This is a genomic window from Enterococcus pallens ATCC BAA-351, from assembly GCF_000407485.1.
Classification (GTDB): Bacteria; Bacillota; Bacilli; order Lactobacillales; family Enterococcaceae; genus Enterococcus_A; species Enterococcus_A pallens.
Genome location: NZ_ASWD01000005.1, coordinates 1 through 22,610, shown reverse-complemented (window position 1 = coordinate 22,610; position 22,610 = coordinate 1). Strand labels below are relative to the sequence as shown.

At 38.5% G+C, this 22,610-nt stretch carries 16 protein-coding genes; 1 reads left to right on the top strand and 15 read right to left on the bottom strand.

Features of this window, described 5'->3' with window-relative positions:
• Position 1 precedes the first annotated feature (1 nt).
• A complete protein-coding gene (locus I588_RS19915) occupies positions 2 to 1,744 on the bottom strand; it encodes an ABC transporter ATP-binding protein (protein ID WP_010759092.1) in 1,743 nt (580 codons plus the stop codon).
• Positions 1,745 to 1,995: 251 nt separating this feature from the next.
• On the opposite strand from I588_RS19915, the gene I588_RS19910 reads away from it, so the two are divergent.
• Positions 1,996 to 2,880 (top strand): LysR family transcriptional regulator, encoded by an 885-nt coding sequence (locus I588_RS19910; protein ID WP_010759093.1) that lies wholly within the window; start codon positions 1,996 to 1,998, stop codon positions 2,878 to 2,880.
• Positions 2,881 to 3,138: 258 nt separating this feature from the next.
• Here I588_RS19910 and I588_RS19905 read toward each other — a convergent pair whose 3' ends face one another.
• From I588_RS19905 to I588_RS19840, 14 genes are all read right to left on the bottom strand, one after another.
• On the bottom strand, positions 3,139 to 3,567 hold the full coding sequence (locus I588_RS19905; protein ID WP_010759094.1) for an ankyrin repeat domain-containing protein: 429 nt from the start codon (positions 3,565 to 3,567) through the stop codon (positions 3,139 to 3,141).
• A 249-nt stretch (positions 3,568 to 3,816) separates the two neighbouring features.
• Entirely contained in the window at positions 3,817 to 4,161 is a 345-nt protein-coding gene (locus I588_RS19900) for a hypothetical protein (protein ID WP_010759095.1), read from the bottom strand.
• A complete protein-coding gene (locus I588_RS19895; RefSeq protein ID WP_010759096.1) occupies positions 4,154 to 5,755 on the bottom strand; it encodes a S8 family peptidase in 1,602 nt (533 codons plus the stop codon). The genes I588_RS19900 and I588_RS19895 overlap by 8 nt, the downstream gene beginning before the upstream one ends.
• Before the next feature lie 2 nt (positions 5,756 to 5,757).
• On the bottom strand, positions 5,758 to 6,432 hold the full coding sequence (locus tag I588_RS19890) for a hypothetical protein (protein WP_010759097.1): 675 nt from the start codon (positions 6,430 to 6,432) through the stop codon (positions 5,758 to 5,760).
• A 512-nt stretch (positions 6,433 to 6,944) separates the two neighbouring features.
• Positions 6,945 to 8,174, bottom strand: a complete 1,230-nt coding sequence (locus I588_RS19885) for a hypothetical protein (protein WP_010759098.1) — start codon at positions 8,172 to 8,174, stop codon at positions 6,945 to 6,947.
• 33 nt (positions 8,175 to 8,207) lie between these two features.
• On the bottom strand, positions 8,208 to 9,269 hold the full coding sequence (locus I588_RS28080; protein ID WP_016250088.1) for a CatB-related O-acetyltransferase: 1,062 nt from the start codon (positions 9,267 to 9,269) through the stop codon (positions 8,208 to 8,210).
• Between the two features lie 126 nt (positions 9,270 to 9,395).
• Positions 9,396 to 10,826, bottom strand: coding sequence for a hypothetical protein (locus I588_RS19875; protein WP_010759100.1), 1,431 nt, complete (start codon positions 10,824 to 10,826; stop codon positions 9,396 to 9,398).
• A 136-nt stretch (positions 10,827 to 10,962) separates the two neighbouring features.
• Positions 10,963 to 11,979: a D-alanine--D-alanine ligase family protein gene (locus tag I588_RS19870; protein ID WP_016250087.1), complete on the bottom strand. Its 1,017-nt coding sequence runs from the start codon at positions 11,977 to 11,979 to the stop codon at positions 10,963 to 10,965.
• A 31-nt stretch (positions 11,980 to 12,010) separates the two neighbouring features.
• On the bottom strand, positions 12,011 to 13,489 hold the full coding sequence (locus tag I588_RS19865; protein ID WP_010759103.1) for a D-alanyl-D-alanine carboxypeptidase family protein: 1,479 nt from the start codon (positions 13,487 to 13,489) through the stop codon (positions 12,011 to 12,013).
• Entirely contained in the window at positions 13,490 to 15,697 is a 2,208-nt protein-coding gene (locus I588_RS19860) for a Mur ligase family protein (RefSeq protein ID WP_034694316.1), read from the bottom strand.
• A 73-nt stretch (positions 15,698 to 15,770) separates the two neighbouring features.
• On the bottom strand, positions 15,771 to 17,228 hold the full coding sequence (locus tag I588_RS19855) for a D-alanyl-D-alanine carboxypeptidase family protein (RefSeq protein ID WP_010759105.1): 1,458 nt from the start codon (positions 17,226 to 17,228) through the stop codon (positions 15,771 to 15,773).
• Positions 17,221 to 19,425 carry a Mur ligase family protein gene (locus I588_RS19850; RefSeq protein ID WP_248628234.1) on the bottom strand — a complete coding sequence of 735 codons (2,205 nt, stop codon included), beginning with the start codon at positions 19,423 to 19,425 and terminating at the stop codon, positions 17,221 to 17,223. Before I588_RS19850 ends, I588_RS19855 begins: the two co-directional genes overlap by 8 nt.
• Positions 19,426 to 19,506: 81 nt before the next feature.
• The gene (locus tag I588_RS19845; protein ID WP_016250085.1) at positions 19,507 to 21,318 is read right to left on the bottom strand and encodes a hypothetical protein; all 1,812 of its coding nucleotides are present in this window, start codon (positions 21,316 to 21,318) and stop codon (positions 19,507 to 19,509) included.
• A 14-nt stretch (positions 21,319 to 21,332) separates the two neighbouring features.
• Positions 21,333 to 22,610: CapA family protein (locus tag I588_RS19840; protein WP_016250084.1), on the bottom strand; the 1,278-nt coding region annotated here is incomplete at its 5' end.

The following is a 22,610-nucleotide window of genomic DNA, read 5'->3' as shown; positions in this document are numbered from 1 at the left end:
GCTATTTAACCTCCATTTCATCGAAGTCACCGCTATTCATTTGTGCATCGTATAGTTCTTTATAGATATCATTGTACTTGAGTAATGATTCTGGCTTATCGAACGCAACGATTTGTCCTTTGTCCATAATTGCTACTCGGTCTGCATCTTGTATACTTGTAATTCTTTGAGCAATGATAATTTTAGTCGTATTGGGAATGCCATTTTTCAACTCATTTCTAATTTTCGCATCGGTTGCTGTATCTACAGCGCTGGTTGAATCATCAAATATTATCACCTTCGGATTCTTCAAGAGAGCACGAGCGATACACAGTCGCTGACGTTGCCCACCAGAAAAATTAGCGCCACCACGTTCTATATAGCTATTGTATCCATCTTTGAGTTGGTTAATAAATTCATCAGCACAGGCAATCTTAGCTGCTTGTTTACATTCCTCTAATGTGCTGTCTTCTTTTCCCCAACGTAAATTCTCTAAAATTGTGCCTGAAAAAAGAACATTTTTTTGCAAGACTACCGAAACTTGATTACGAAGACTTTCTAAGTCATAGTCTCTAACATCTATACCGCCAACTTTTACTGTACCTTTACTAACGTCATATAACCGACTGATCAAATTAATAAGACTCGTTTTCCCACTACCTGTCGCGCCAATAATACCAACGGTTTCTCCTGACTTAATTTGCATATTGATAGTATTAAGAACATACTTCTCGCTATCATTTTTGTAGGAAAAACTAACATTAGTGAAATCAATTTGACCATTTTCAATAGCATACACAGGGTTTTCTGGATTTTTTATATCAGGGGTTTCATTTAATACGGAAGATACTCGATTTATACTTGCCGTTGCCATAGAACTCATTACTACAACCATGCTAAGCATCATGAGGGAGGTCATAATCATTGATATATAAGTGAATAATGAAGAAAGTTGTCCAGTTGTCATTACACCCTCTACTATATAGTTCGCTCCAAACCACGAGACCGCTATAATACATGCATAAATAACTAGCATCATACAGGGATTATTTAAAGCAAGTAAGCTTTCAGCTTTTTTGGAAAGCTTAAAGAGCATGGTCACTCCTTTAGAAAACTTCTCTTTTTCAAAATCTTCACGAACATATGCCTTTACAACTCGAATGCCTGAAATGTTTTCTTGAACATTCGCATTGATTTCATCGTATTCCGCAAAAACTTTTCTAAAGGTGGGAATGGTAATTTTTACAATTATGGACAGAATAATGAAGAGGAATAAAATTCCGATTAAGAAGATAAATCCAATCTTTGGATTTATGTAAAAACTTAACGCCATTCCAGCTATCAGCATTAATGGTGACCGGATTATTAGTCGGATTCCACCAATAAAAGCATTTTGAATATTGGTTATATCGGTTGTCATTCTGGTAACCAGACCCGCGGTGCTAAACTTATCAATATTAGAAAAGGCAAATGTCTGAATTCTTTTGTAAATTTCCTCTCGTAAATTATAGGATAGACCGGCTGCTGAACTAGAAGCATATCGTCCCGCTTGTATGCCGAAAAACAATCCTAAAAATGCAATGATGACCATTAAAGCACCATAGCTATAAACAATGTTAATATTCTTTTCACCAAATCCTTGATCAATTATGATTGCGGCAATAATCGGAATTGACACCTCCATTACCACCTCAAGAGCAGCACAGATTAGGCAGAGCACTGTATCTTTTTTGTATTCCTTTAATTGACTTAATATTGCTTTCATTCTATTCCTCCTTGAAAGGTGTGTATATCTGTAAACTTCAAATCCCATCAACTTTCTTATTGAACTATTTCGCAGATAGAAGAATCCTTGCGAGCTTAATTACAATAAAAAATTTGTTATTAGGACAGAAATCAATTAGACTCACTTCCTCATCATAATCACTTTCTGATGGAATGTGAAATAGAAAAATGCTATAATCAATAAAGAAAATTTATAGATAGACATAAATCATTTGAATAAATGGGGGATATATGAATACCTTTCAACTAGAATGTTTTTTAGCAGTAGCTGAATATCTAAATTTCACGAAAGCATCAGAACGAATACAATTAACACAACCGGCAATCAGCAATCAAATTAAAAATTTAGAATCTGAATTAGGGGTAAAACTTTTTTTACGAACGAGCAGAGATGTTCAACTCACCAAGGCAGGAACACAATTAATTGAAGAGGCAAAAAATATACTCGGAAGTTTCAACAATATCAAGCGAAGGATTAAAGAAACCGATGACGAGCGGACCATTTCTCTTGGAATTGGATGCCATAATCAAATTGAAGTTGACTTAACTGCCATATTGCTAAAAGAACTTCTCAAAAGCATTCCTAAAGTACAAGCATCAATTAAGTTTATGCCCTTTAAACATATGGCAAATTTATTGGATGACGAGAGTTTACAAGTTATGTTTGGCTATAAAGATACGTTAAAAAATAGTATACAGGGAGAATATATTCATTTAGTTTCCTGTCCTTTAGTATGTATTTGTAATGAGGAGCATGAGTTTGCAGAAAAGAAAATTCTAGATCAGACAGAATTAACGGGGAAAACAATACTGTGCGAACCCCATAGCATTCCTCAGCCAATCTTCAAATACCAAAGTGAACTAGCCTTGTCAAAGGAGATGGCTGATGTGACTATAGGAGCTGGGGTCGAGAGCAGTTTTGCACTTGCAAAAGCGGGATTCGGGTTTTTATTATTTCCTGATAATGGATTTGTTAGAGAACCTGATTTGAAATATATCCCTGTGAGAGGGCTCTCGCCTATATCATTTGGTCTCTATTACAAAAATTTAAAGGACAATCATGTATTAAAAAGCTTTATCGAAATTGCTAAAAAAAGTTTTAATGAACAAGGCTAATGGGAAAAATGAAGCGGGTTTAGAGATAAATAAAAATCTCTAAACCCGCTTTATTAGACTTCAATTTTCTGTTTTTCTTTACTATAAATCCATGCACGTGTTGCATCACTTTGGTTTCTTAGTCTAGGTATTTCACTATTACTATGTTATCTTGTATGGTGTAAAATTCATGGAAATCCGATTAGAACATGGGCTAATACACCACTTTTAGACAATGGTAACTTTAACAACTCATTTTCAGTCCAGTTAATACATTCTTTATGCACTGTTTAATGGCGTTTCCCCCTGATTGTTAACTGCCTTTATATCAGCACCCAGATCAATAAGCAATTGTATATTGCTATGCCAAGCAGAACTTTGCCGATGCAAAGGTGTATTTCCATAACTATCCTTTGCGTTAATATCCGCTCCTTGATCTACCAACCAACAAGTGAGTTCATCCGGTATACCAGTATAAGCCAAGGCAGTTTGCTTATAATATCCACCATAGGCATCCAACTCACATTTATCAAACACTGCCTTTAATATGTCAATATTTTCATTTTTTAGCATATCGTCAAAGTTTTTAGGTAAGGTTTTTCGTTTATTACTTGAAGAAACAGCTTGTTTCTGCTTTTTAGGTTCAGAGGTAGGTTCAGTAGCTGGTCTTGATGTTGCTTTCTTTTTAAATTTATCAAATAAGCCCATGATTATTCCTCACTTTACGTTTGTTCGACTGATTATCAGTGGATTTTCCGACTTTTTACTATTATATCAGTAATTCTAGAGTAGAAAATAGAAAGATTAGTGAGGCTGTAGACTTTAAAAGATAATGGTGGCTCTAAATTTCAAGTCTTTTCAATAATGTCAGACAACGAGTATGGGATTATTCATCAATGTACTATTAACCAAAACAAGCAACCGACTTCGCTTATGCAAAAAATCGGTTGCTTATACTTACACCTCTACGACATTCGATGCATTGATTCGCAGCTTGTAATTGACATCAGATGGAAAGATATATTTAAACCCATCCACTTCGACATGAACCTCAATGATATAGTCCAACGGTTTTAACACTTCGGAAATATTGATTTCCAAGCGGCTATCAAAAATCTTACACTTCTGCTCGTACTTCACTACTCCATCATTTACCAAATAGACAGTTGCTTGATGCTTATCCAGGTATCGAATTCGTAATTTTTTCTCATCTAGCAATTCTAATACTAAGGTACTTGCAGTATCACCTTGAGCGATATCTGTTATATCGTTTACTACGGTTAAATTTAAACTATTAGCCATTCATTCTCACCTCCATCTTTTTCCATTTACCTGCTTCGTCTTTGAAAAAGGATTCTGCATATTGCCAACAAAAATTAGAATAAATACGGAACTTGCCAGTAGTCTCAGCTTTAACTGGTAACTCATAAAGCTCTTCAGGCGGTTGTGGCACACCTTTACCTTGTTGAAGGGCGGTTAATTTAGGGACTTGCACACAGTTTTCAAGTACTTTATTAACAAGTTCTTCCCCACTTAATCTTGGAAAAAGTTGTTTATATAAAGCTATAATCCCAGAAACACTTGGTGTCGCCATTGAGGTTCCAGTTCCTAAAACGTAAGAATTTTCAACATCATTACGTTTGTCTGCCGCAGACATAATTGAAGTACCATAACTAGCAGCATCGATCCAGCGACCCACACTTGAAGAACCAAATCGCTGATCAAAGCAATTTAAATTAGCAATGGATAATGCTTTCGGCATTTTTTGTAAGATCCCAATGAATTCTTCTTCTTCGCCGCTTCCGTTATTATTATTCCCGCCTGCGACTACCACAATTACACCGTGCTCGTGTGCCTTAATAAAAGCATTTCTTAATGGGATTCTTAAATGCTTAGGACACCCAACTGTTACCTTAGTTTTATCCGTTGAATCCCAAGAACTATCTTCATGAATTCCTACAGACATCGATAAAATATCAATACCATGTTCAATTGCATAATCAATCGACTCAATGATAGATAATGTTTTGTACCTTGCAGTATTATAAGACATTCTGATAACATGCATCTCCGCATCAGGAGCTACTCCTGGTGGTTGACCATTTTTCAGATTTCTTCCTAAAGCTATACCTGAACAATGTGTGCCATGAAACCATTCGCTAACATAATAGGGATCTCCCAAGTCCTGACAAGCAATACCCCCAGCAATTGGCAAGGCATCGTGGGTGGAAACTCCATTATCGACAATTCCAATCTTAATTCCCTTTCCTGTAATCCCTCTATCCCAATAGTCATCTATCCTTAACTTTGCTTGAGCATAGGTTAGCGTTGTTTGTTCCAAATCATGATCTATCAGTTCCCATGAATAGTCCCTTGCCTTATTAGATTCTTTATGGGATGTTCCAACAAATTTGAAATTAGTGTACTTGGGATCATCAGCAATAGAAAGGTTATACTCTGTTGAAGTTGCCCCTAACTCTAACTTAGTTTGGCTATCTAAAAAATCTTTCTTAGTAATCGGCTCATTGGTTAGTTTCTTAATACAAATAAGAACAGATGTAACTGCAGGATTATTTACAACAATTGATTTGGCCCAATCCTTATATCCTTGACTATAGCCTAGATATCCGTCTGCTCCAAACAGTCCAGCTGCCACCTGATACTCATCAGAATGAGCAGTGATAACAAACGGCGATTTCACTTCGATCAATGCCTCAGTTCTAATTCGTGTTTTCGATAAATTAATTACCTCAGCGAAATTCGAACCTGTAGCCTTAGAAGGAGTGAAGCTTCCTTGCGTTATGTTCCTCTCTTTTAAAAGATTTTCATTTTCTTTTAAACCAAGGAGTGTAAAATCTTTTACTCCTGTTGAAGTATTACTTAATGCTTTATACATGCTCATCCCTCCAAAGGTTTAAACCAGTATCTAGCTTCTGGCGGAGGGGTATTCCCTACATAAAGTTTTTCATCCCTCAAACTGAATAGCTGAGCTAAAGTGGTAATCAATTCAATTTCGAAAAAGGCATTGTAATTTGTCATTGTTCCGCCAACTAGTGCAGCACCGCAATGAAACTTGAGACCGTTATTCATGATATCCGGATGAGTATTCCAACCTGTCATCAAAGTTGCTAAAGTAGTAATGTCTTTTTCCACGCTTCGTTTAAACAACGTATAACGTTTTCCTTTTTCTACGGGGAAATTCAACTCCACGTGGTTCCAGCCATGTCTTAACGAAAAGATCTTATAACACACTTCTTCCTCTGCCGGTTTACTAGGATTTGGATGAACTGCCAGTCCAACGCCCATTTCGGCTGTCGTACCTGCATAAATCCAGGTACGATATAATGCGCCATTGGTATTTGCGGTAAAATTGATACCACAATTATTGAGGTATCGGAAATCAGATCCTCCTGGACGTTTCACACCATTAATTTGCGGCTTGCTGCTGTCTTCATTTTTTGATAGGATATCGGAAACAATTTTGGCTTCTCTATCTTGAATTACCTCAAAATTATCATTGATGCTCTTAGCATTACCTTCATCCCATACTGATGATACTTGATTCATTTTCATACGCTTATTCTCCTATAATTTATTAACAAGTGATCACTTATTAATTACATTATATACGAATATACGTTCGCTTTTTAGGCAAAAAAAGGACATCTTTGGAGCATAATCCCAGTTTGTAATCAATTTTCACAGTAATAGATTGTACATAATAATGTACGTGCAAGATAATTTATAGTTTTTATCAATCGAAATATCTAAGCAATTTCAACTTTGGCCCGTACTTAATAAAGAAGCTAAATTTTTTATTTGATTTGAAATATTCTAGCTCAAAGTCTCTAAGGCCTTAACAAGTGCACATCGATCGTTTCTACTTTTTAATGTACAGGGTTTAACTATTTCAGTTCAAGGTGACAATTCTATCCATAATTCAAAAACCTCCTGCTGCTTATGATGTAAGGCTAACAGGAGGTATGTTAATTTGGTGGCATCTTTTCACCATAAATTTATAAACAAGCAGGAGCAAAAACAGACCTAATCTTTTACCTTTTAAATTCTATTGAATTTAAAAATTTTTATTTTCGAATAATAAAGTTTCCATTTCCATCAAATCCGTTAGTCGCCATTGAACGAATCAAATTTTGCTTCATTGTTTCGTCAGGATGCGTATCAACATAATTGGTATATAGATATTGATAGAATTCCTCAAAGGTTTTCGCCTGACTGTCAACCATTAACGTGTACAAAATCCCTTCAGAAATCAAATCTCTTTCTTCTAGGGTATGATCTCCATCGACGAAAAGAGTGTAAATATCGAATGGATCGTCTTCAAGTCCTGCATATTGTCCATAGTTATCATCATAGACATCATATAGAGCTCCCTTAACAGTGAAATTTGTAGAGATACCAAATAAATTAGGATCGCTTTGAACTTGAGTATCATTTATAAATTCATTTTCTAAGCCACAAGTGTATCGATGTCTTTGAAAAAGTGCCCATCCTTCTTTATAACTTGTTTCAGGAGTTATATTGTATGAAGAATGCGACTCATAGGATTTCCCTGGCAATTCATTAACCCTATACATATTCCAATGAGCCCATTCATGAGCAACTGCACTAGTTTTGTCCCATTCCCATTGTTGACCAGTCATTGTATTAATACAAATTACAGGCCTAGTAATAGAACCCTTTCCATTTCTATTGAAGGAATTCCCAGATTGAATCAAATCTGCATCATAAATTAAATCAATTTCCTTTAATTCAACATGCCGGTTTTCAATATAGGGAGAGGCTGCATCTAATGCTTTTTCCTGATCACGATAAATGTCATCATAGATATTACTGAGCTTCGTCAACTCCACATAAAATTCTGCTGTTCCATTTTCACCACTGATTGATGTGACTCTTGTTGTATTAATCCTTCGATTATTAGGAATATTTCTTGTATGGTTCGCATTGTATTTCATATCTGTTAAACGAATAATGTATCCTCTTTCATCATTTCCAAAAAAATACTGAAAACTGATTTGATCAAATTCTTGCGAGGCTTGATAATATAAATTTTCAACCTCTCCATTTTCACCACTAATTTCTGTTCCTAAAAGAAAACCTACATTCGTTGTCGTATTTCTTCCATAAATATTCACTTTTGCGTTTTTAATCGGAACAGCTGGTGAGGAAGCATCCTTGCGGACATGAAGTTTAAAACTGTCGATTTGTATCTCATTATTTCCCATCGCAAAACTAACTGTGGAGAAAGAAAACAAAGAGATGAATAATCCAACAAACATAATTATTCTTTTCATAGATACATCCCCTCGTAAAACAATATTAATAAATCATATTAAGTTATTCAACAAGTCATCCAAGGTTATCTTTTTATTTCCCAACTTAGGCAACAATCCTTTGTATGCTTCAAAAGCAGCCAAAAATTCTGCAGGTGTTGCATTCCCTGAGAGTGGTAAAGCCAAAACATTGTAATCCCACCACTGACTTTTTTGTAATCGTTGAATAGTTATTTCGTCAAATCGATATCTTATTACCTTAGCTGGTACCCCACCAACTATTGCATAGTCAGGGACATCTTTGGTTACAACAGCATGTGAAGCAATCACTGCCCCATTTCCTATCTTGACCCCCTGCTTTATCGTTACGTCTGCACCGATCCAAACATCATGTCCAATAACAAGTGAAGGCGGTCCTTGCTTTGTTGGAGCAGGTCTGAACTTCGCTTGTTCACCTAAATCTTTATAACCGTTTTTCGCTGGATAATGTCTTTCGTAAACAATATGCGAAGTAGTAAACCGATCAGTCGGATGTTGAAATCCCATCATAGTTACATTCGGAGCGATGCTGCAGTAACGACCTATTTTACTGTAAGTTGGCAGACTCGACGTCGAATACGTATAGCTTCCCATATCACAGAGCTTGTTCCCTACATCAAAACTAGTATATGGCTCCAAATTGAGTGTACTTGACACAAGTATTCGATCCCCTGGTTTGAATCGTCTTCCTGTTGTCCAACGCTCAAAAGTAATCCTAGATTCTGTGAAATAATCGAGTAGCTTTTCTGTAGCTACTAGGGTTTTCAGGAATTTTCTGGGAACAAGGTTCGGTTGCTCTACAAACTTCTGTACAACCTTAGTATTGTAAAAGTTACCAGTCATTACCAGCTTTCCGTTTTCAACTACTACATTAGTGATAATTGTGGAAGGGTTATTCTTCCTATCAAATATGATGAGCTTATCCCCTTCTATCCCCCAATGATGCTCGTTGAAATTACTATTATAACCTGAAATCATTCCAGATGAATGGAACTGAAATTGACTGGAAATCAATTGATCATTGCTGGTCATCTTAAAATATCCGTTATTGATGCGATGAAAATACTCTTTTAGCATCGTACATTCCTCATTCATTTTATTTTTACAATTAATCTAACACTCATACTCACTTGTAAAATCGATTTTTATACTTGAAATTTCTCCCAATTTTGAACTAGTAAGAAGAAGATTGGTAGCTTCTTCTTACTCCATCTCATCCCAATCTTCCTCAACATTCGCTAACGGCTCAACTGCCTGAAGCGGTGAAGTCAAAGGATTTCCATCATTATCTAACGTAAATGCACCTTCTCTTGATAAGCCATTGATTTCAAGCAACTTCGCGAACTTCTCTTTATCCGATTTGGTAAGCACATATTTCTTTTCTATTGCAGTTAATAGTTCTTGGAGAGTAATTGTTTTTGATTCAGCCATCACGGTATGAAGCATTCCAAGATTCAATCGACGAATATCTAAATCTGACATCTCTCCATCTAAGTATCGTTGGGAAAGGCTAAATTCTTCATCATTCGAACCAGTGTCAACTAAGTCATATAAAACCTGTTTCACTGTATAGTTGGTGGACTTTCCGAAAAGTCGATTAACACCGTTATACTTATCCGTCTGAACACGTATATCTTCTTTTGTCATATCATAATTTAGCGCAAACAAATCTCCAATCATCAGTGGCCACCCTTCTTTGAAACTAATCTTAGGGTTTACATTGTAGGAATAATGACTAACATACGATCCACCTGGTGCATTCGCATAACGATACAGATTCCAGTGCGTCCACTCATGCATGACATTATGCATCAAATATTGAGTAGAAAAAGTTTTACTTGATCGATCACCCATTACAATATCCGCAATTTTACTGCCATCATGTCCATTCCGGTTAAAGCCATTACCTTTATCAACATATTGCCCCTTCTGAAAATTAATGTTGATTGGTGCAACCTCAAACGGTTCTGTATCTGGAAGCAATTCATTCGCCAACGCTACCGCATGACTGTATTCTTGAACGGCTTCATCGAAATAATGATTAATTCTCGATGCTTGGAAATTATAGAACCACGATTCTTCATCTGTATTACCAAACCTAGTTTTAGTATTCGTAAAATTGATAATATTGGTTGTACTAGCCGCATTAAAGCCTAAAGTAAAGACGAAGCGATAGGGTTTCTTGTCGTAATTTTGAACATAGCCTCGACTATCATTCCCTAAAGTAAAACGTATTCTTAATGCCGTTGCTCCGAAAGGAATATCTTTAGGCGGCAAGTTAAGAATCTGACCTTTTTCGTTCGTCAGGCCTTCATGAATGGTTATTTCGCGGTTATCATGAACGTAACCGACTGTAAATTTTGAATTAGAAATAGGTACTGAAACAGAATCTGCTGCACCATCAGTGACTTCAATATGGAATTTCCGAAAATCAATCGTACGAACATCGGCTGCTTGTGTGACACTTCGCTGCTGTTTACCTTCCTGCAGCTCAGCTGATGCTTCTCCATCACTTTCTTCAGCTGCTACAAATTCGGCTGCTTGATTATGTTCATCTTTCTCTGCGACCACTTGATTCGTTGCATATAATCCGATTGCCAATAAACCAACTAACAACAATCCTACCTTTTTCATTTTGGTCTCCTCCAAATTCAATACATGAGTAACAACCATAAATACTTCTGCATCAGATGGACAAACAATATATACGAAAAAGAAATCAGATTAACTATTACTGTAACTTGAACAGTTACAATGATTCGAAATCTACCTACTCATATTTTTTCAGCGACTCCTGAACAATCGTCTCGCATAATTCTTCAAACTCGATGCCCACCGCCTCCGCCTCTTGTGGAAGCAAGCTGTTTGGCGTCATACCTGGCAATGAATTGACTTCAATTACAAACAAATTGTTGTACTTATCAATAATGAAGTCCGTTCTGGAACATACAGATAAGTCCAACATTTTATGGGTCTTCAAAGCCAATTGTCCCATTTGTTCTGCTAAATAATCCTCTATCTTTGCAGGTACAATTTCTTCTGTCAGCCCTTTTTGATATTTATTTTGATAATCATAAAACCCAGATTTAGGAATTAATTCAATAGCTGGCAGGACTTGTTCCCCTAACACACCCACTGAAAATTCTCGTCCAACAATTTTCTCTTCAATTAGAATCTTGGAATTATTCGAATACTTGATTGCTTCTTCAATCGCTGTTTTTAATGCTTGTTCATCTTCAACGATTGAAACTCCAATGCTAGAACCACTATCAATGGGTTTTACTACAGCTGGAAGCTGAATAGAATCAGTCTTTTCTGCATCATACACCACCGACCAATCTGCCGTCGGAATCTCATGGAATCGCATTAATTCTTTTGCAATTAGTTTATCCATTGCCAAAAGACTGCTTTGATAGTCTGATCCAGTATACTTGATTCCATAGATATCAAAAATTGCCTGAAGCTTCCCGTTTTCGCCAATACCACCATGTAGAGCGAAGAACGTAATATCGGCACCTCCGCAGATTTCTAAGACATGATCTCCGATTTCTTTATTTGGACAATCTTCAAAATTGGGAACTTTCTTAGAAACCTGATAGTCATAGTGATCCGTCTGATATTTTTCATAAGCTGTATCAAAATCCGCACAATCTGAGAGACCTTCCAATAAATCCATCAGTAGGACTTGATGGCCTCTTGAAATTAATGCATTGGCAATTTTACTTCCTGAAGTCATTGAAACCTCACGTTCATTGCTCTTTCCACCCGCTAAAACAACAACCTTCATACCCACTTATCTCCTATTCCTATACAATATTTTATTCAATATATCCTCTTGCTTGGATAATTTTATGTCCGATCACTCTAGAAAATGCCTTTGCAATAGTATTGGCACTTGGCAGAAATAAAAAGTGAAACGCATCCCAAAAGCTGATGATGTCTCCCTCGTAAAGGACTGGACCACTGCCTCCCAAAATATCACTTTGCTTGATTTCAAAAGTCTCATGCAAGTTGTGGATATTATCAAGAACAACTAATGCATTGATCAATTTTGTCACCGAAGCAGGAGGAATACTTTCCGTTTCATTGACACTATATAATGATTTCGGTGGAGAATACGTATAAAAATGCGGGTCACCCATTGGAAAAGCGATGACACTTCCAGCTCGGGCTTTATAAGGTTTGGTCGGTTGGTACTCGGGATTTATTTCCCGCTGTTTTGCTGTATCTACTAACAACTTCATTGCCTCGTAACGATCGGTCTTACCTGTCTTCCCAGATGCCCCCATTACAGCGGCTAAATAGATCCGCCCATTTTTATCTCCTACCAATGCAACCGAATTTAAAACGTTAGTCGCAAGCGCCCCCGATTTTCCACCTAAAAGCGTATAGGTCTTTTCCAATTCTTCGTCTTGAACCGTCGCAGTGACTTCTATCTCTCGAGGTTTTTTCCCTTGAACAAAAGCTTTATGTTCCTTCTTTCCCCAAATAGCTAATAACTTTTTATAGCCCGTTGCGTGCAACAACAGCTTCAATAAGTCTCTTGAAGTAGACAAATGGCCGTTCAAATGGAAGCCATTTACGTTTTTTAGCTGCGTATTCTCCATACCCAAGATCTGGGTTTTCTTCCGCATTTCATCTAAAAACACTTGCCGTGCCTCTTCGTCTGTTGCCAAAGGTTCTTCTATCCGTTTCGTTATCTTAGTAAAGACTTCTCTCAAAGATAGATGCCCCCCTTGTTCATCTAAGGACTGGGGTACTATTTGATAAAATTCACTGGCATTCGGTTCATTGTTTTGACCATACAAATCAGTCAAATCAAACAAGGATAACCGTCGAATACTTCCCGAACCATCAGCTCCATGGATACTTCCGACGAAGAGTAATTGTGGGTGAGCCCAAGTTTTTGGTGTCTTTAAAACACCAGTGATTGTTTCATATCCTTTTGACAGACGTCGCAGCCCCATATCTGAATTCCCTGAAGTGAACCTACCATTAAAATGTATGCCAAATAGTCCTTTAACATACCGTGTAACCTGAACATCAAACATTACAAAGTAACAATGATTGGGTTTCAAATATACGACTTGCTTGATTTGAGAGGACGTCGTTGTATCCATTGTTAAATTAAGATAACCCTGTTCATCCTCTTCAATAGCGACTTGACCAGCATTGACAGACCAATTGTCTAATCCACTGGTCCACCATGAATTGTTTAACTGATTGGGAATCGTGTTCGAATCGTAAACGGCCGAACTCGTCTGTTGATTATCTAGTGGACCTTCCAAATTCTCCACCTACTCACACTCCTCTTTTTTTATAAAATTAGCCTCTTGCTTCAGCTGATCGATCACTTCGTAAAAACCGATACCATGGGAGCCTTTGACAAACACATAGGAATCTTCTGTCAACGCTTGCTTAATCTCCTGAACCACCTGATCTTTTGTCTCACATTGTACAACCTGATCATTCTTAATTTCCAAGCCTTTGAAGGGCTCGCCATAAAAAATAATTTTGTCCGCTGAAGACGCATTGATCGCTGGTTCTAGTCGTCGATGCTGCTCCTGTGTTTGAGCCCCTAATCCAGCTGTTTCTCCTAGTACCAGCAGTGAGGTGCCACTGTAAAACTGCTTCTTCTTTGTAAAATAGTGAATACCGTTAATGGCAGACTCAATTGAACTGTTATGGGTATCATCCACCACAGTCACCTTTTTATTCTCCAGTTTGAGTTCAAGCGGTCTTAATATCCGATCAAAGCTTTGGAAATTAAAAAGTTTTTCGGCATATTTCTCTGCTGGGTAGCCAAGACATTCTATCGCCAACAAAGCCGCCATCGCATTTTGAATCTGCCCATCACTATCCGTCTTGAGTGAAAAGCTGATTTCTTTGTTCATTAAAGAAAGCCTGATCTCTGTTCGGTCTTTTAGAACGTTCTTTTCCTCAACAAAGCAAGCCACGTTTTCCTGTTTCAAGCTGTACAAAAGAATCGTCAAATTGAGCGATTTTGCCATATCTAGGATAGGAGTTAAATAGTTTTCTTCGATATCTCCATTGATTACGGCATATCCGCCTTCCTTCACGCCAAAGAAAAGCTGCTTCTTCACGAATAGATTACGGTCAATACCATCAGCTGCATGAGCGGTTCCAAAGGAGGTAATGATCGCTACCTTTGCTTGCCAAATATAGGCATTATTACCATAAGACAAAGCATTCATCGTGGCCCCAGCTGCTTCAAACAAAGCAAAGTCATAGGTAGAATTAATCTCTAAGCTCAATCCGAATGTGGGATAATGTAGATTCACATTCCCATAATTCTCGAATATCTTCCCCGTATTTTCTAACAAATGACTTAACATCAACCGAGTGGAGGACTTGCCGGCACTGCCGGTAATCGGGATAAATTTCCCTTGATAAGCTTCAGACATATAAGAAGCATACTGATAGGCAAAAAGCAGACTGTCAGGAACAATGTATTGAGGGATTTTCTCCTTTAATTCTTCGATCGGTTTATCGGTAATAATCACAGACATGGCCTCAAGCAGTGGAGACTTTTTCACTTGTTCATTCATATGAAAGGTTCGCTTCGAACTGGGAACCAACGAGCGAAAGTTTGAAGCCGATAAAGCGATGAATGCGACTTTCTCCCAATGACTGTTTCGAATATAGCTTTCATCCATCGAAACATGCTCGACCTCTAGCCCAGCGGCTATTTGTTCATTTAGAAAATACCCATCAAATCGTTGGGTCAGCCAGTCTACATATGACGCTGCTTGGCTAGCTTCCAACAGCGGTTCATAAGCTTTTACCTCAGCCATTCCTAGAGCCAGCTGAGTGGTTTTCTGCTGAGTCTCCCCATTGATTACTAATGAACCTTCCAGCTCCTCACCCTTATCTAAAAAGAGCAAGCAGTTATTTCTGTCTGTCCCCCAATAAATACTGGAAACAATGCATTCTCCCTCGTTCACGCCTTGCGGCTCATACCTAATCCCATGAATTGTATGCCTTCTGTTTTTCACGTAAGCATGCATTCTCCGCTCCAAACTCAAAAAAGCCACGCCAATTTTATAATAATCGTAGACATTACTGAGTTGAATTGTTTCTTTCCTGCCAGTGGGAGAAACCCTTGAATGATTGGATATCCCTAAGGTTCTTGCCAGCTGGTTCAGTTTTCTTTGCGTGTTTTCCCAACCGCCATACACTTCAAACAATGCTACGATACAATCTGGTGCATTAAAAGAAATTGCTTGATTCAGCACATCCGTTACCAATCGAACTTCTCCCGCTTGTCCCTTGGTTGAACGCATCGCTCCGTATTCCTTAGCCGCTTCAGAAGAAAAACGAAGCGTCTGCTCTGGGGATAGAACCTCGTTTTGAAGATCCGTTAAAATCTGATAATACAAGAGTAAATGCATGGTCCCAAAAATAGCACAACGGTTTCCGTCTATCCTTTTGCTAGTTAGTTGGTTTTTCGTAAATGTTAAGTTGGTTGGTCTAAACATCGGCATTTTGTTACACCTTGAACTCATTAGCTGCTCGTGCTCCTTCATCTAAAAAGCGTTTGTGTGTTTATCATTTCGTTTAGAGAGTGATCCGCCCTCTCGATTGGACAATTTTATGTCCAACAACTCTAGAAAATGCCTTCGCAGCCGTATTTGAACTGGACAAGAGTAAAAAGTGGAGCGCGTCTAAGTGACTGAGGATATCTCCTTCACCCAGCTTCGGACCACTTTCTCCCAAGAGATCAAACGACGTAACTTCAAAGGTTTCATACAAATTCTGTACATGATCCAAAACCACCAAGGCATTGATCAATTTAGTTAGCGAAGCAGGTGGAATAGGTTCCGTCTCATGAACACTATACGTGCACTTGGGTGGCGAACACGTGTAATAGTGAGGATTCCCTTTAGGCATTAAAAGAATACTCCCGGATTTTGCTTTGAACCCTTCTGGAGATTGTAAAGCGGCTGTCTTTTTTTTCTTTTTCGCCGCGTCGATCAATTCTTTTATCGCTTCATGACGATCAGCCAGTCCCTTCTCGCTGGATGCGCCCATTACAGAAGCTAGATATAATTCGCCTTCCTTATCAGCTAACAATGCTAGGGAATTAAGAGTCTTATTCCCTACACCATCAAATTTTCCACCTAGGATCGTATAAGAAGTTTCTGCTTCGTCAGTCATCGCTGACTTGAGAGAGACCTTCCGTACATTCCTGCCGTAGATCGCTGCCGTATGTTCTTGCTTTCCCCAAATAGAAAGCAGATTTCCATAGCCAGTCGCATGTAGTCCCAGTTTTATCAAATCTCTTGAGGTGGTCAGCTGTCCTTTCGCATAGAAACCATTGATGTTCTTTAACGTGGTATTATCCATTCCTAAAAGCTGTGTTTTCTTTCGCATTTCTGCTAAAAAAATAGCTGAAGCTTCTTCATCTGTGACCGGACTCTGGAAGTGGTGCTTGTACAGCTGACAGCTTAACGTCGAAAAAGATTCTCGGACGGACAAATGCAAGCCACTTTCGTCCTGTCTATTAGGCAGCAGTTGGTAAAACTCATCGGCTTCCGGTTCGTTTCCTTCACCATATAATTCAGTTAAATCAAACAGGGATAGACGGCGAATCGTTCCTGCTCCGTCTGCACGATGAATACTTCCGGCAAAAACTAACTGCGGACGCCACGCTTCAGGTGTTTTCAACACACCGGTAATGGTTTCGTAGCCATTGGATAATCGTCTCAGCCCCATTGAAGGACTGCCTGCCTCGAATTTCCCATTGAAATGAACCCCAAACAAGCCCTTTACGTAGCGCGTAACCTTTACATCGAACATGACGAAATAGCGATGTTTGGGTTTTAAAGCTACTCGCTGATTTACTTGACAAGAGGTCGAGCTATCCATCGATAGATTCATGAATCCAGAACCATCTTCTGTCAGTTCTACCTCTCCATAGCTTGCTTCCCACTCCTGGATACCCGCGGTCCACCAAGAATTTTTCAACAAATTTGGAACTATATTTTCTGTTTCTGTCCACTCCTGATTAACCATTCTTGACCTCCTGACTGCCTTCCGCTTGTTTCTTTAACACTTCAATGACATCGTGGAACCCAATACCGTGCGAGCCTTTGACAAAGACCAGCGAATCCTCCGTGCTTTCTTCGATCACCTTTTGAGCCGCCTCTTCTTTGGTCTCGCATATCGTTACCTGCTCAACCTCTAAAGATAATTCTTTGAACGGTTCGCCATATAGAATGACATGATCTGGTTGGGCTTTGTTAATGTAAGGAATGAGTCGCTGGTGATGCATGATGGCGTCATTTCCTAAGTCCGCAATCTCCCCCAACACCAATAATTTCTTTCCTTTATAAAAAGTTTTTTTATCCGCAAAAAATTCAATGCCATTGATCATTGATTCAACGGAGCTATTGTGGGTATCATCAATCACCGTTACCTTATTGGAGTCAAAGGTTAATTCAAGTGGTCGCAGTATTCGCTCAAAGCTCTGGTAGGTTTCAAATAAATGCAGGTGATCTTCCACCTTGTGGCCCATCACATCCATAGCCAACAAAGAATTCATGGCATTTTGAATTTGGCCGTCACTATCCGTTGATAAAGCGAAGCTGATTTCTCTTCCGCGAAAAGCCACTCGGACCTCTGTTTTATCTTTCAATACGTTCTTTTCCAATAAATAGCAATCAGCGGTTGTATCCGTCAAGCTGCTGTATAAAATATTCAAGCTTAAAGACTCGGCTTTTTGGACGAAGACTTCCAAATAAGGCGCTTCAATATCTTTATTGAGTACTACATAACCGTTCTCTTTCACCCCATGAAAAAGGTGTTTCTTCACTCGCAAGTTTCCTTCAATCCCACTGATGGCATGGGCACTGCCAAATGAGCTGACGATAGCCACATCCAACTGCCACATATAAGCATTATTGCCATATCCTAAGCGATTCATTGCTCCTACAGCTGCTTCAAAGAGTATAAAGTCATATTGATTACTAATTTCCAAGGACAAACTAAAGGTAGAATAATGCAGATTGGCATTGCCAAAATTACCAAAGGATTTTCCTGCTTCACTGAGTAAATGAGCCAGCATCAATCGCGTAGAGGATTTCCCAGCACTTCCTGTAATCGCACAAAATTTTCCTTGATAAGTTTCCATTTGATAAGCAGCATATTCATAAGCGAAGGTAAAGCTGTTTGGGACAATAAATTGCAGAATCTTATCCTTCAGGTGCGGGATCGGTTCGTCAGTAATAATCACCGAGATATTTTCTTCGATCTTATATTTAGAAATCAACTCATTGCCATGAAAGCCACGTTTGCTCTTTGAAAGCATCGCCTTGTAGCTTTCTGCTGAAAAAGCAATGAAGGCGACATTTTTCCAATTGTCTCGCACAATCGAGCTTTGATCGCAGACGGTATGATCTATAATAATATTTTCAGCGATCGCTTCATTTAAAAAGTACCCTTCGAAATTAGCCTCCAGACATTCCTTAAACGTACCTGTATCCTTTACCTTCACCTCTGATTCAACCAATTCATTCGATGGATTCAAGGCTAGCTCAGAAGTATGCGTTACATTTTCCCCATTAATTACCAAGGAACAAGTTACTAGATCCTCTTTTTTGTAAAAAATCAAACAATCACTTTGATTCGTGCCCCAGAAAATACTAGCAATAATCTCTCCCTTCCCGTCGAAGGAAGACTGAGCTTTGTATACTTTCCCGTTAATCTCATGATCCTTATTTGCAAGAAGAGATAACGTTTCTTCTTTTAAATCCAAAAAATAGCTGCCAATTTTATAATAATCATACAGATTGCTTCGTTGTGGGTCTTTCTTTCTTCCGGTTGGAATCTGTCGGGAATAATTCGAGACATTCCAATAACGATTAATTCTGCGCAAAAGCCCCTTTTCTCCACCATAAACTTCAAACAATGCCACAATACAGTCTGGTGCATTTAATGACACTGCTTGATTCAGTACATCTCGCAATAAACGTACTTCACCTATCCGTCCTTGAGTAGAACGCAACGCGCCATATTCTTTTTCAGCCTCTGCAGGAAAACGAATTTCTTGATTAGGCGAAAGCTTACCAGATTCTATATCAATCAAAATAACTAAATAAGTTAATAAATGAATCGTTCCCCAAGGTGAAAGCCTCGTCCCACTGGGTCTTCTGCTGGTTATTTTCTCTTGGGTAAAGGTTAGTCTAGCTGGCTGAAATAACAGTTTTTCCATTTGTTTCATGCATTTTATCCGATTATTTCAAAAATGAAAGAATCGTACTCCCCTCTCGTTTTAGTCCTATGTGGTTCAGATTTACGAAAACAATGTTAGTGTCTTTCTGGTTAGCAGTGCGTTTTTATCAGCCTTTCGACTAACATATCTCTGCAGCATTTTTTCCATCGCTTCTTTGTCAAAGTCCAATTCAGTAGCTAACTCCAATAACCTTAAGGCTCGAGTTCCGCGCCCTTTCTTTCGATAACTATCGGAAAGTTCATATAAAAAAGCCACCAACTCTGCTTTAGTAAATGCTTCTTTTCTTATACGTTCAGCTTCCTCTTTTTCAAGATAGTTAGTCAAAATGAAAGAAAGCTCCGTATTCCTGTAAAAGCCAGGTTTATCCTCTGTTGGTTGCTCATACATGAGTAAATCAATCATCAACTGACAGGTTTTAATATTAAGCGTGCCACGCTGTTTTCTTACACCATAGGTTACTCGAATCAGGTGCCTAAGACTCTCGATCACTTTGGCATCCTTTATCTTGTTCCCACGCAGTACACGACAAACCATTAAAACCGCTTCTTGATTTTGCGTTCGGGCAAGTGGAATCACCATTTGTTCCACCGCTTCCCAGCCGAGCTTTTCAACACTCAGCCAATAGCTATACAAATAGAAATCTGTTCGATCGACCATTTTCAATTCTTCCAACAGTTGCTGGCTTTCCTTTTTGGTTAAGCCATTGAACACATACGTCAATACATTCTCGTCGTAGTCCGGCATTTGTTGTTCTAGCTTACCGTGCCAATTGTTTCTTCTTAACCAATGACGTTGGATTCCCCAACCCTTTTTCTTTTCAAAGTCAGCTAATTCTTCATATTCATTTTCCTGAATCGTTTGAAACAGCGTCTCTTGTTGTACAAATTGATGAAAGATTTCATCCGAACTATTTCCAGTACAAGCCACCGGATTCAACACCTGTTCGATCACTTTATTGTTCAGTAAAACACAGCCTAAAGAGGAATGTACGAGACCTTTTTCTTTTGCTCCTTTAAACAACTCCAAAAAATGGTAGGTCGTATTCTCTAACCCATCTTTGAACTTATAGGTAGTCGATTCTAAATCTCTTCGCATATCCACTAGTTCAAAATAATAGGAAAGAATCAACAGATAACTACCATATACCCGATAGAAGAACGCTGGAAAAGTTTCTTCGTAGTCTTCCCCTTCAAAGTACTCTTTCATCCCATTAATTAAAGGGCGAAAGTTAATCATTCTAAAATAATCTCGAATAACCGGAAAATTCTCAGAAAAGGGATAAAGAAACCATTGAGTATTCGCAACTAAATCACGGTTAAAGGTCATTTCCGCAATATTGAAATTGATAAACTTTCGAACATCTCCTATATACCCCCAAAAGACAAAATCACTAAAGTTGAAGATTCGTTGGATTCTGGCGTTAAAAACCGTTACCTTGTACTCAAAAATATGAGGCATGGATCGTTGCACCATTCCCGCTGAGAAGCCAACCTTTTGCGGCTCTTCAAATAAATGCGGCTCAATCTGAAGAATTTGATGCAACGACCGATCCGTTCTCGCTTTAAGAACAAAGCAATCCTCAGGAAGAATATCTAACGCTGCTTGAAACTGCAGCGCCTGCCGCATATAATTAATCGAATTGGTTCTACCAATCGTTACTCGCGATTCTAATGGTCGCTGTTCAATGATTATTACCTCATTTTGCTCTAATTGCGCTCGTAATTCTGGAAAACGATTAAATTCCTGCTCCCAAGTACTAATAATAATCCCTGCAAGGATTCCTGATTCCCGTAATTCCAATAGCTTATTCATCGCTAAACGAAGATCTAATTCTTCGCGAACTGCACCACATACTACTGCCCAAGTTTCCATCCGCTTAATCCTTCCTACCAAAGTTTCTTTGTGATTTCTTTTTCTGATTCATTGACTTCCCAGCCATTTTCTTGGAATTTCTCTTTCTCAAATGCCTGAACGATTTCTTGGAACTCCTCACTGGTGACTTCTTTAGGAATCCACTGAGTTTTTAAATTATTGGTTTCAATGAATTTCATGGCGGCATATAAGGATTTCCCTTTGAAGTTCAAGGTTACAATGCCTCCATAAGGCAGAGCTTTCGGATGTGCCTTGTATTCACCATCACTGTTAAACACAAAATTCCCAAGGCTATAAAAGATATCTGTTGCATCAATCTTTCCCACAGCCTGAAGGGCATGGGGACCATGTCCGAGAATCAAATCAGCTCCTGCATCAGCCAAACGCTTCGCATTAGCTCTCTGATAGTTAAGAATTGGTCGGAAATCAACTCCCCAATGGGCAATAACAACGATTTTGGCATTTGGATGCTCAGCTTTGAAGGCTTTGATTTTCTCGCAAAAGTGAGTAGAGATGCACGCTGCACCCAAATTTTCACCAATAGCATAAGTATTCGTACTGCGATATTGATACCGTTTGTACCAATAGGCATTAAAGATAAAGACTTCCTGCGACCTTGTTTTCAAGCGGAAAGGTTGACTCGCTTCTTCAACCGTTTCACCCGAGCCAATATAGGCGATCTTTTTTTCCTTCAAGGATTGAACCGTTTGTTGAACACCCGCTTGCCCAAAATCGCCAATGTGGTTCGTAGCTAAGGTGACTAAATCAATGCCCTGTCTTTTCAATACAGCTGTTGTCTCTTCTTTATCTCCTCCCAATACAAATTTCTTTATTCTTTTTAACGGAGAATCTGAAGGATCATTTACTAAGACTGCTTCTAGGTTTGCGATCGTAAAATCGGCATTGTTTATCATCGATTCAACTTCTCGAAAAGAATAGTCATACCCTTCATCTATGATTGGATCCCAGCGTCCCAATCGTTTTCGATGAGCGGCATACCATTCACCCATATACGTATCGCCAACAATAGCGACTGAGACATTGGACTTAGAAAATACCTTCCCCTGATTTGCTTTATGCTTTGTTTCTTCTTGGTCATTTAATAAGCAATAAAACTGTTCATTTAGTTCAAATTCATTTTCTGCATCTAGCACTATCAACAGTTGATTTCCATCAATCAAAAAGCCATTTTTCTTATTCCAGAACAAGCCAAAATCAGCTCTTTTTTCTTGGAAAAAGGTAGAGGCTCCTTTTAACAATTCTCCTTTAAAGGACTTTTCCGTTACCGTGAA

What these genes read in the sequence shown, in the direction of transcription:
- I588_RS19890 (WP_010759097.1), bottom strand. Translation starts at nt 6,432, where the DNA reads ATGAAAATGAATCAAGTATCATCAGTATGGGATGAAGGTAATGCTAAG.
- I588_RS28080 (WP_016250088.1), bottom strand. Translation starts at nt 9,269, where the DNA reads ATGCTAAAAGAGTATTTTCATCGCATCAATAACGGATATTTTAAGATG.
- I588_RS19860 (WP_034694316.1), bottom strand. Translation starts at nt 15,697, where the DNA reads ATGCCGATGTTTAGACCAACCAACTTAACATTTACGAAAAACCAACTA.
- I588_RS19895 (WP_010759096.1), bottom strand. Translation starts at nt 5,755, where the DNA reads ATGTATAAAGCATTAAGTAATACTTCAACAGGAGTAAAAGATTTTACA.
- I588_RS19915 (WP_010759092.1), bottom strand. Translation starts at nt 1,744, where the DNA reads ATGAAAGCAATATTAAGTCAATTAAAGGAATACAAAAAAGATACAGTG.
- I588_RS19855 (WP_010759105.1), bottom strand. Translation starts at nt 17,228, where the DNA reads ATGGTTAATCAGGAGTGGACAGAAACAGAAAATATAGTTCCAAATTTG.
- I588_RS19910 (WP_010759093.1), top strand. Translation starts at nt 1,996, where the DNA reads ATGAATACCTTTCAACTAGAATGTTTTTTAGCAGTAGCTGAATATCTA.
- I588_RS19870 (WP_016250087.1), bottom strand. Translation starts at nt 11,979, where the DNA reads ATGAAGGTTGTTGTTTTAGCGGGTGGAAAGAGCAATGAACGTGAGGTT.
- I588_RS19850 (WP_248628234.1), bottom strand. Translation starts at nt 19,425, where the DNA reads ATGGAAAAACTGTTATTTCAGCCAGCTAGACTAACCTTTACCCAAGAG.
- I588_RS19905 (WP_010759094.1), bottom strand. Translation starts at nt 3,567, where the DNA reads ATGGGCTTATTTGATAAATTTAAAAAGAAAGCAACATCAAGACCAGCT.
- I588_RS19875 (WP_010759100.1), bottom strand. Translation starts at nt 10,826, where the DNA reads ATGAAAAAGGTAGGATTGTTGTTAGTTGGTTTATTGGCAATCGGATTA.
- I588_RS19900 (WP_010759095.1), bottom strand. Translation starts at nt 4,161, where the DNA reads ATGGCTAATAGTTTAAATTTAACCGTAGTAAACGATATAACAGATATC.
- I588_RS19885 (WP_010759098.1), bottom strand. Translation starts at nt 8,174, where the DNA reads ATGAAAAGAATAATTATGTTTGTTGGATTATTCATCTCTTTGTTTTCT.
- I588_RS19845 (WP_016250085.1), bottom strand. Translation starts at nt 21,318, where the DNA reads ATGGAAACTTGGGCAGTAGTATGTGGTGCAGTTCGCGAAGAATTAGAT.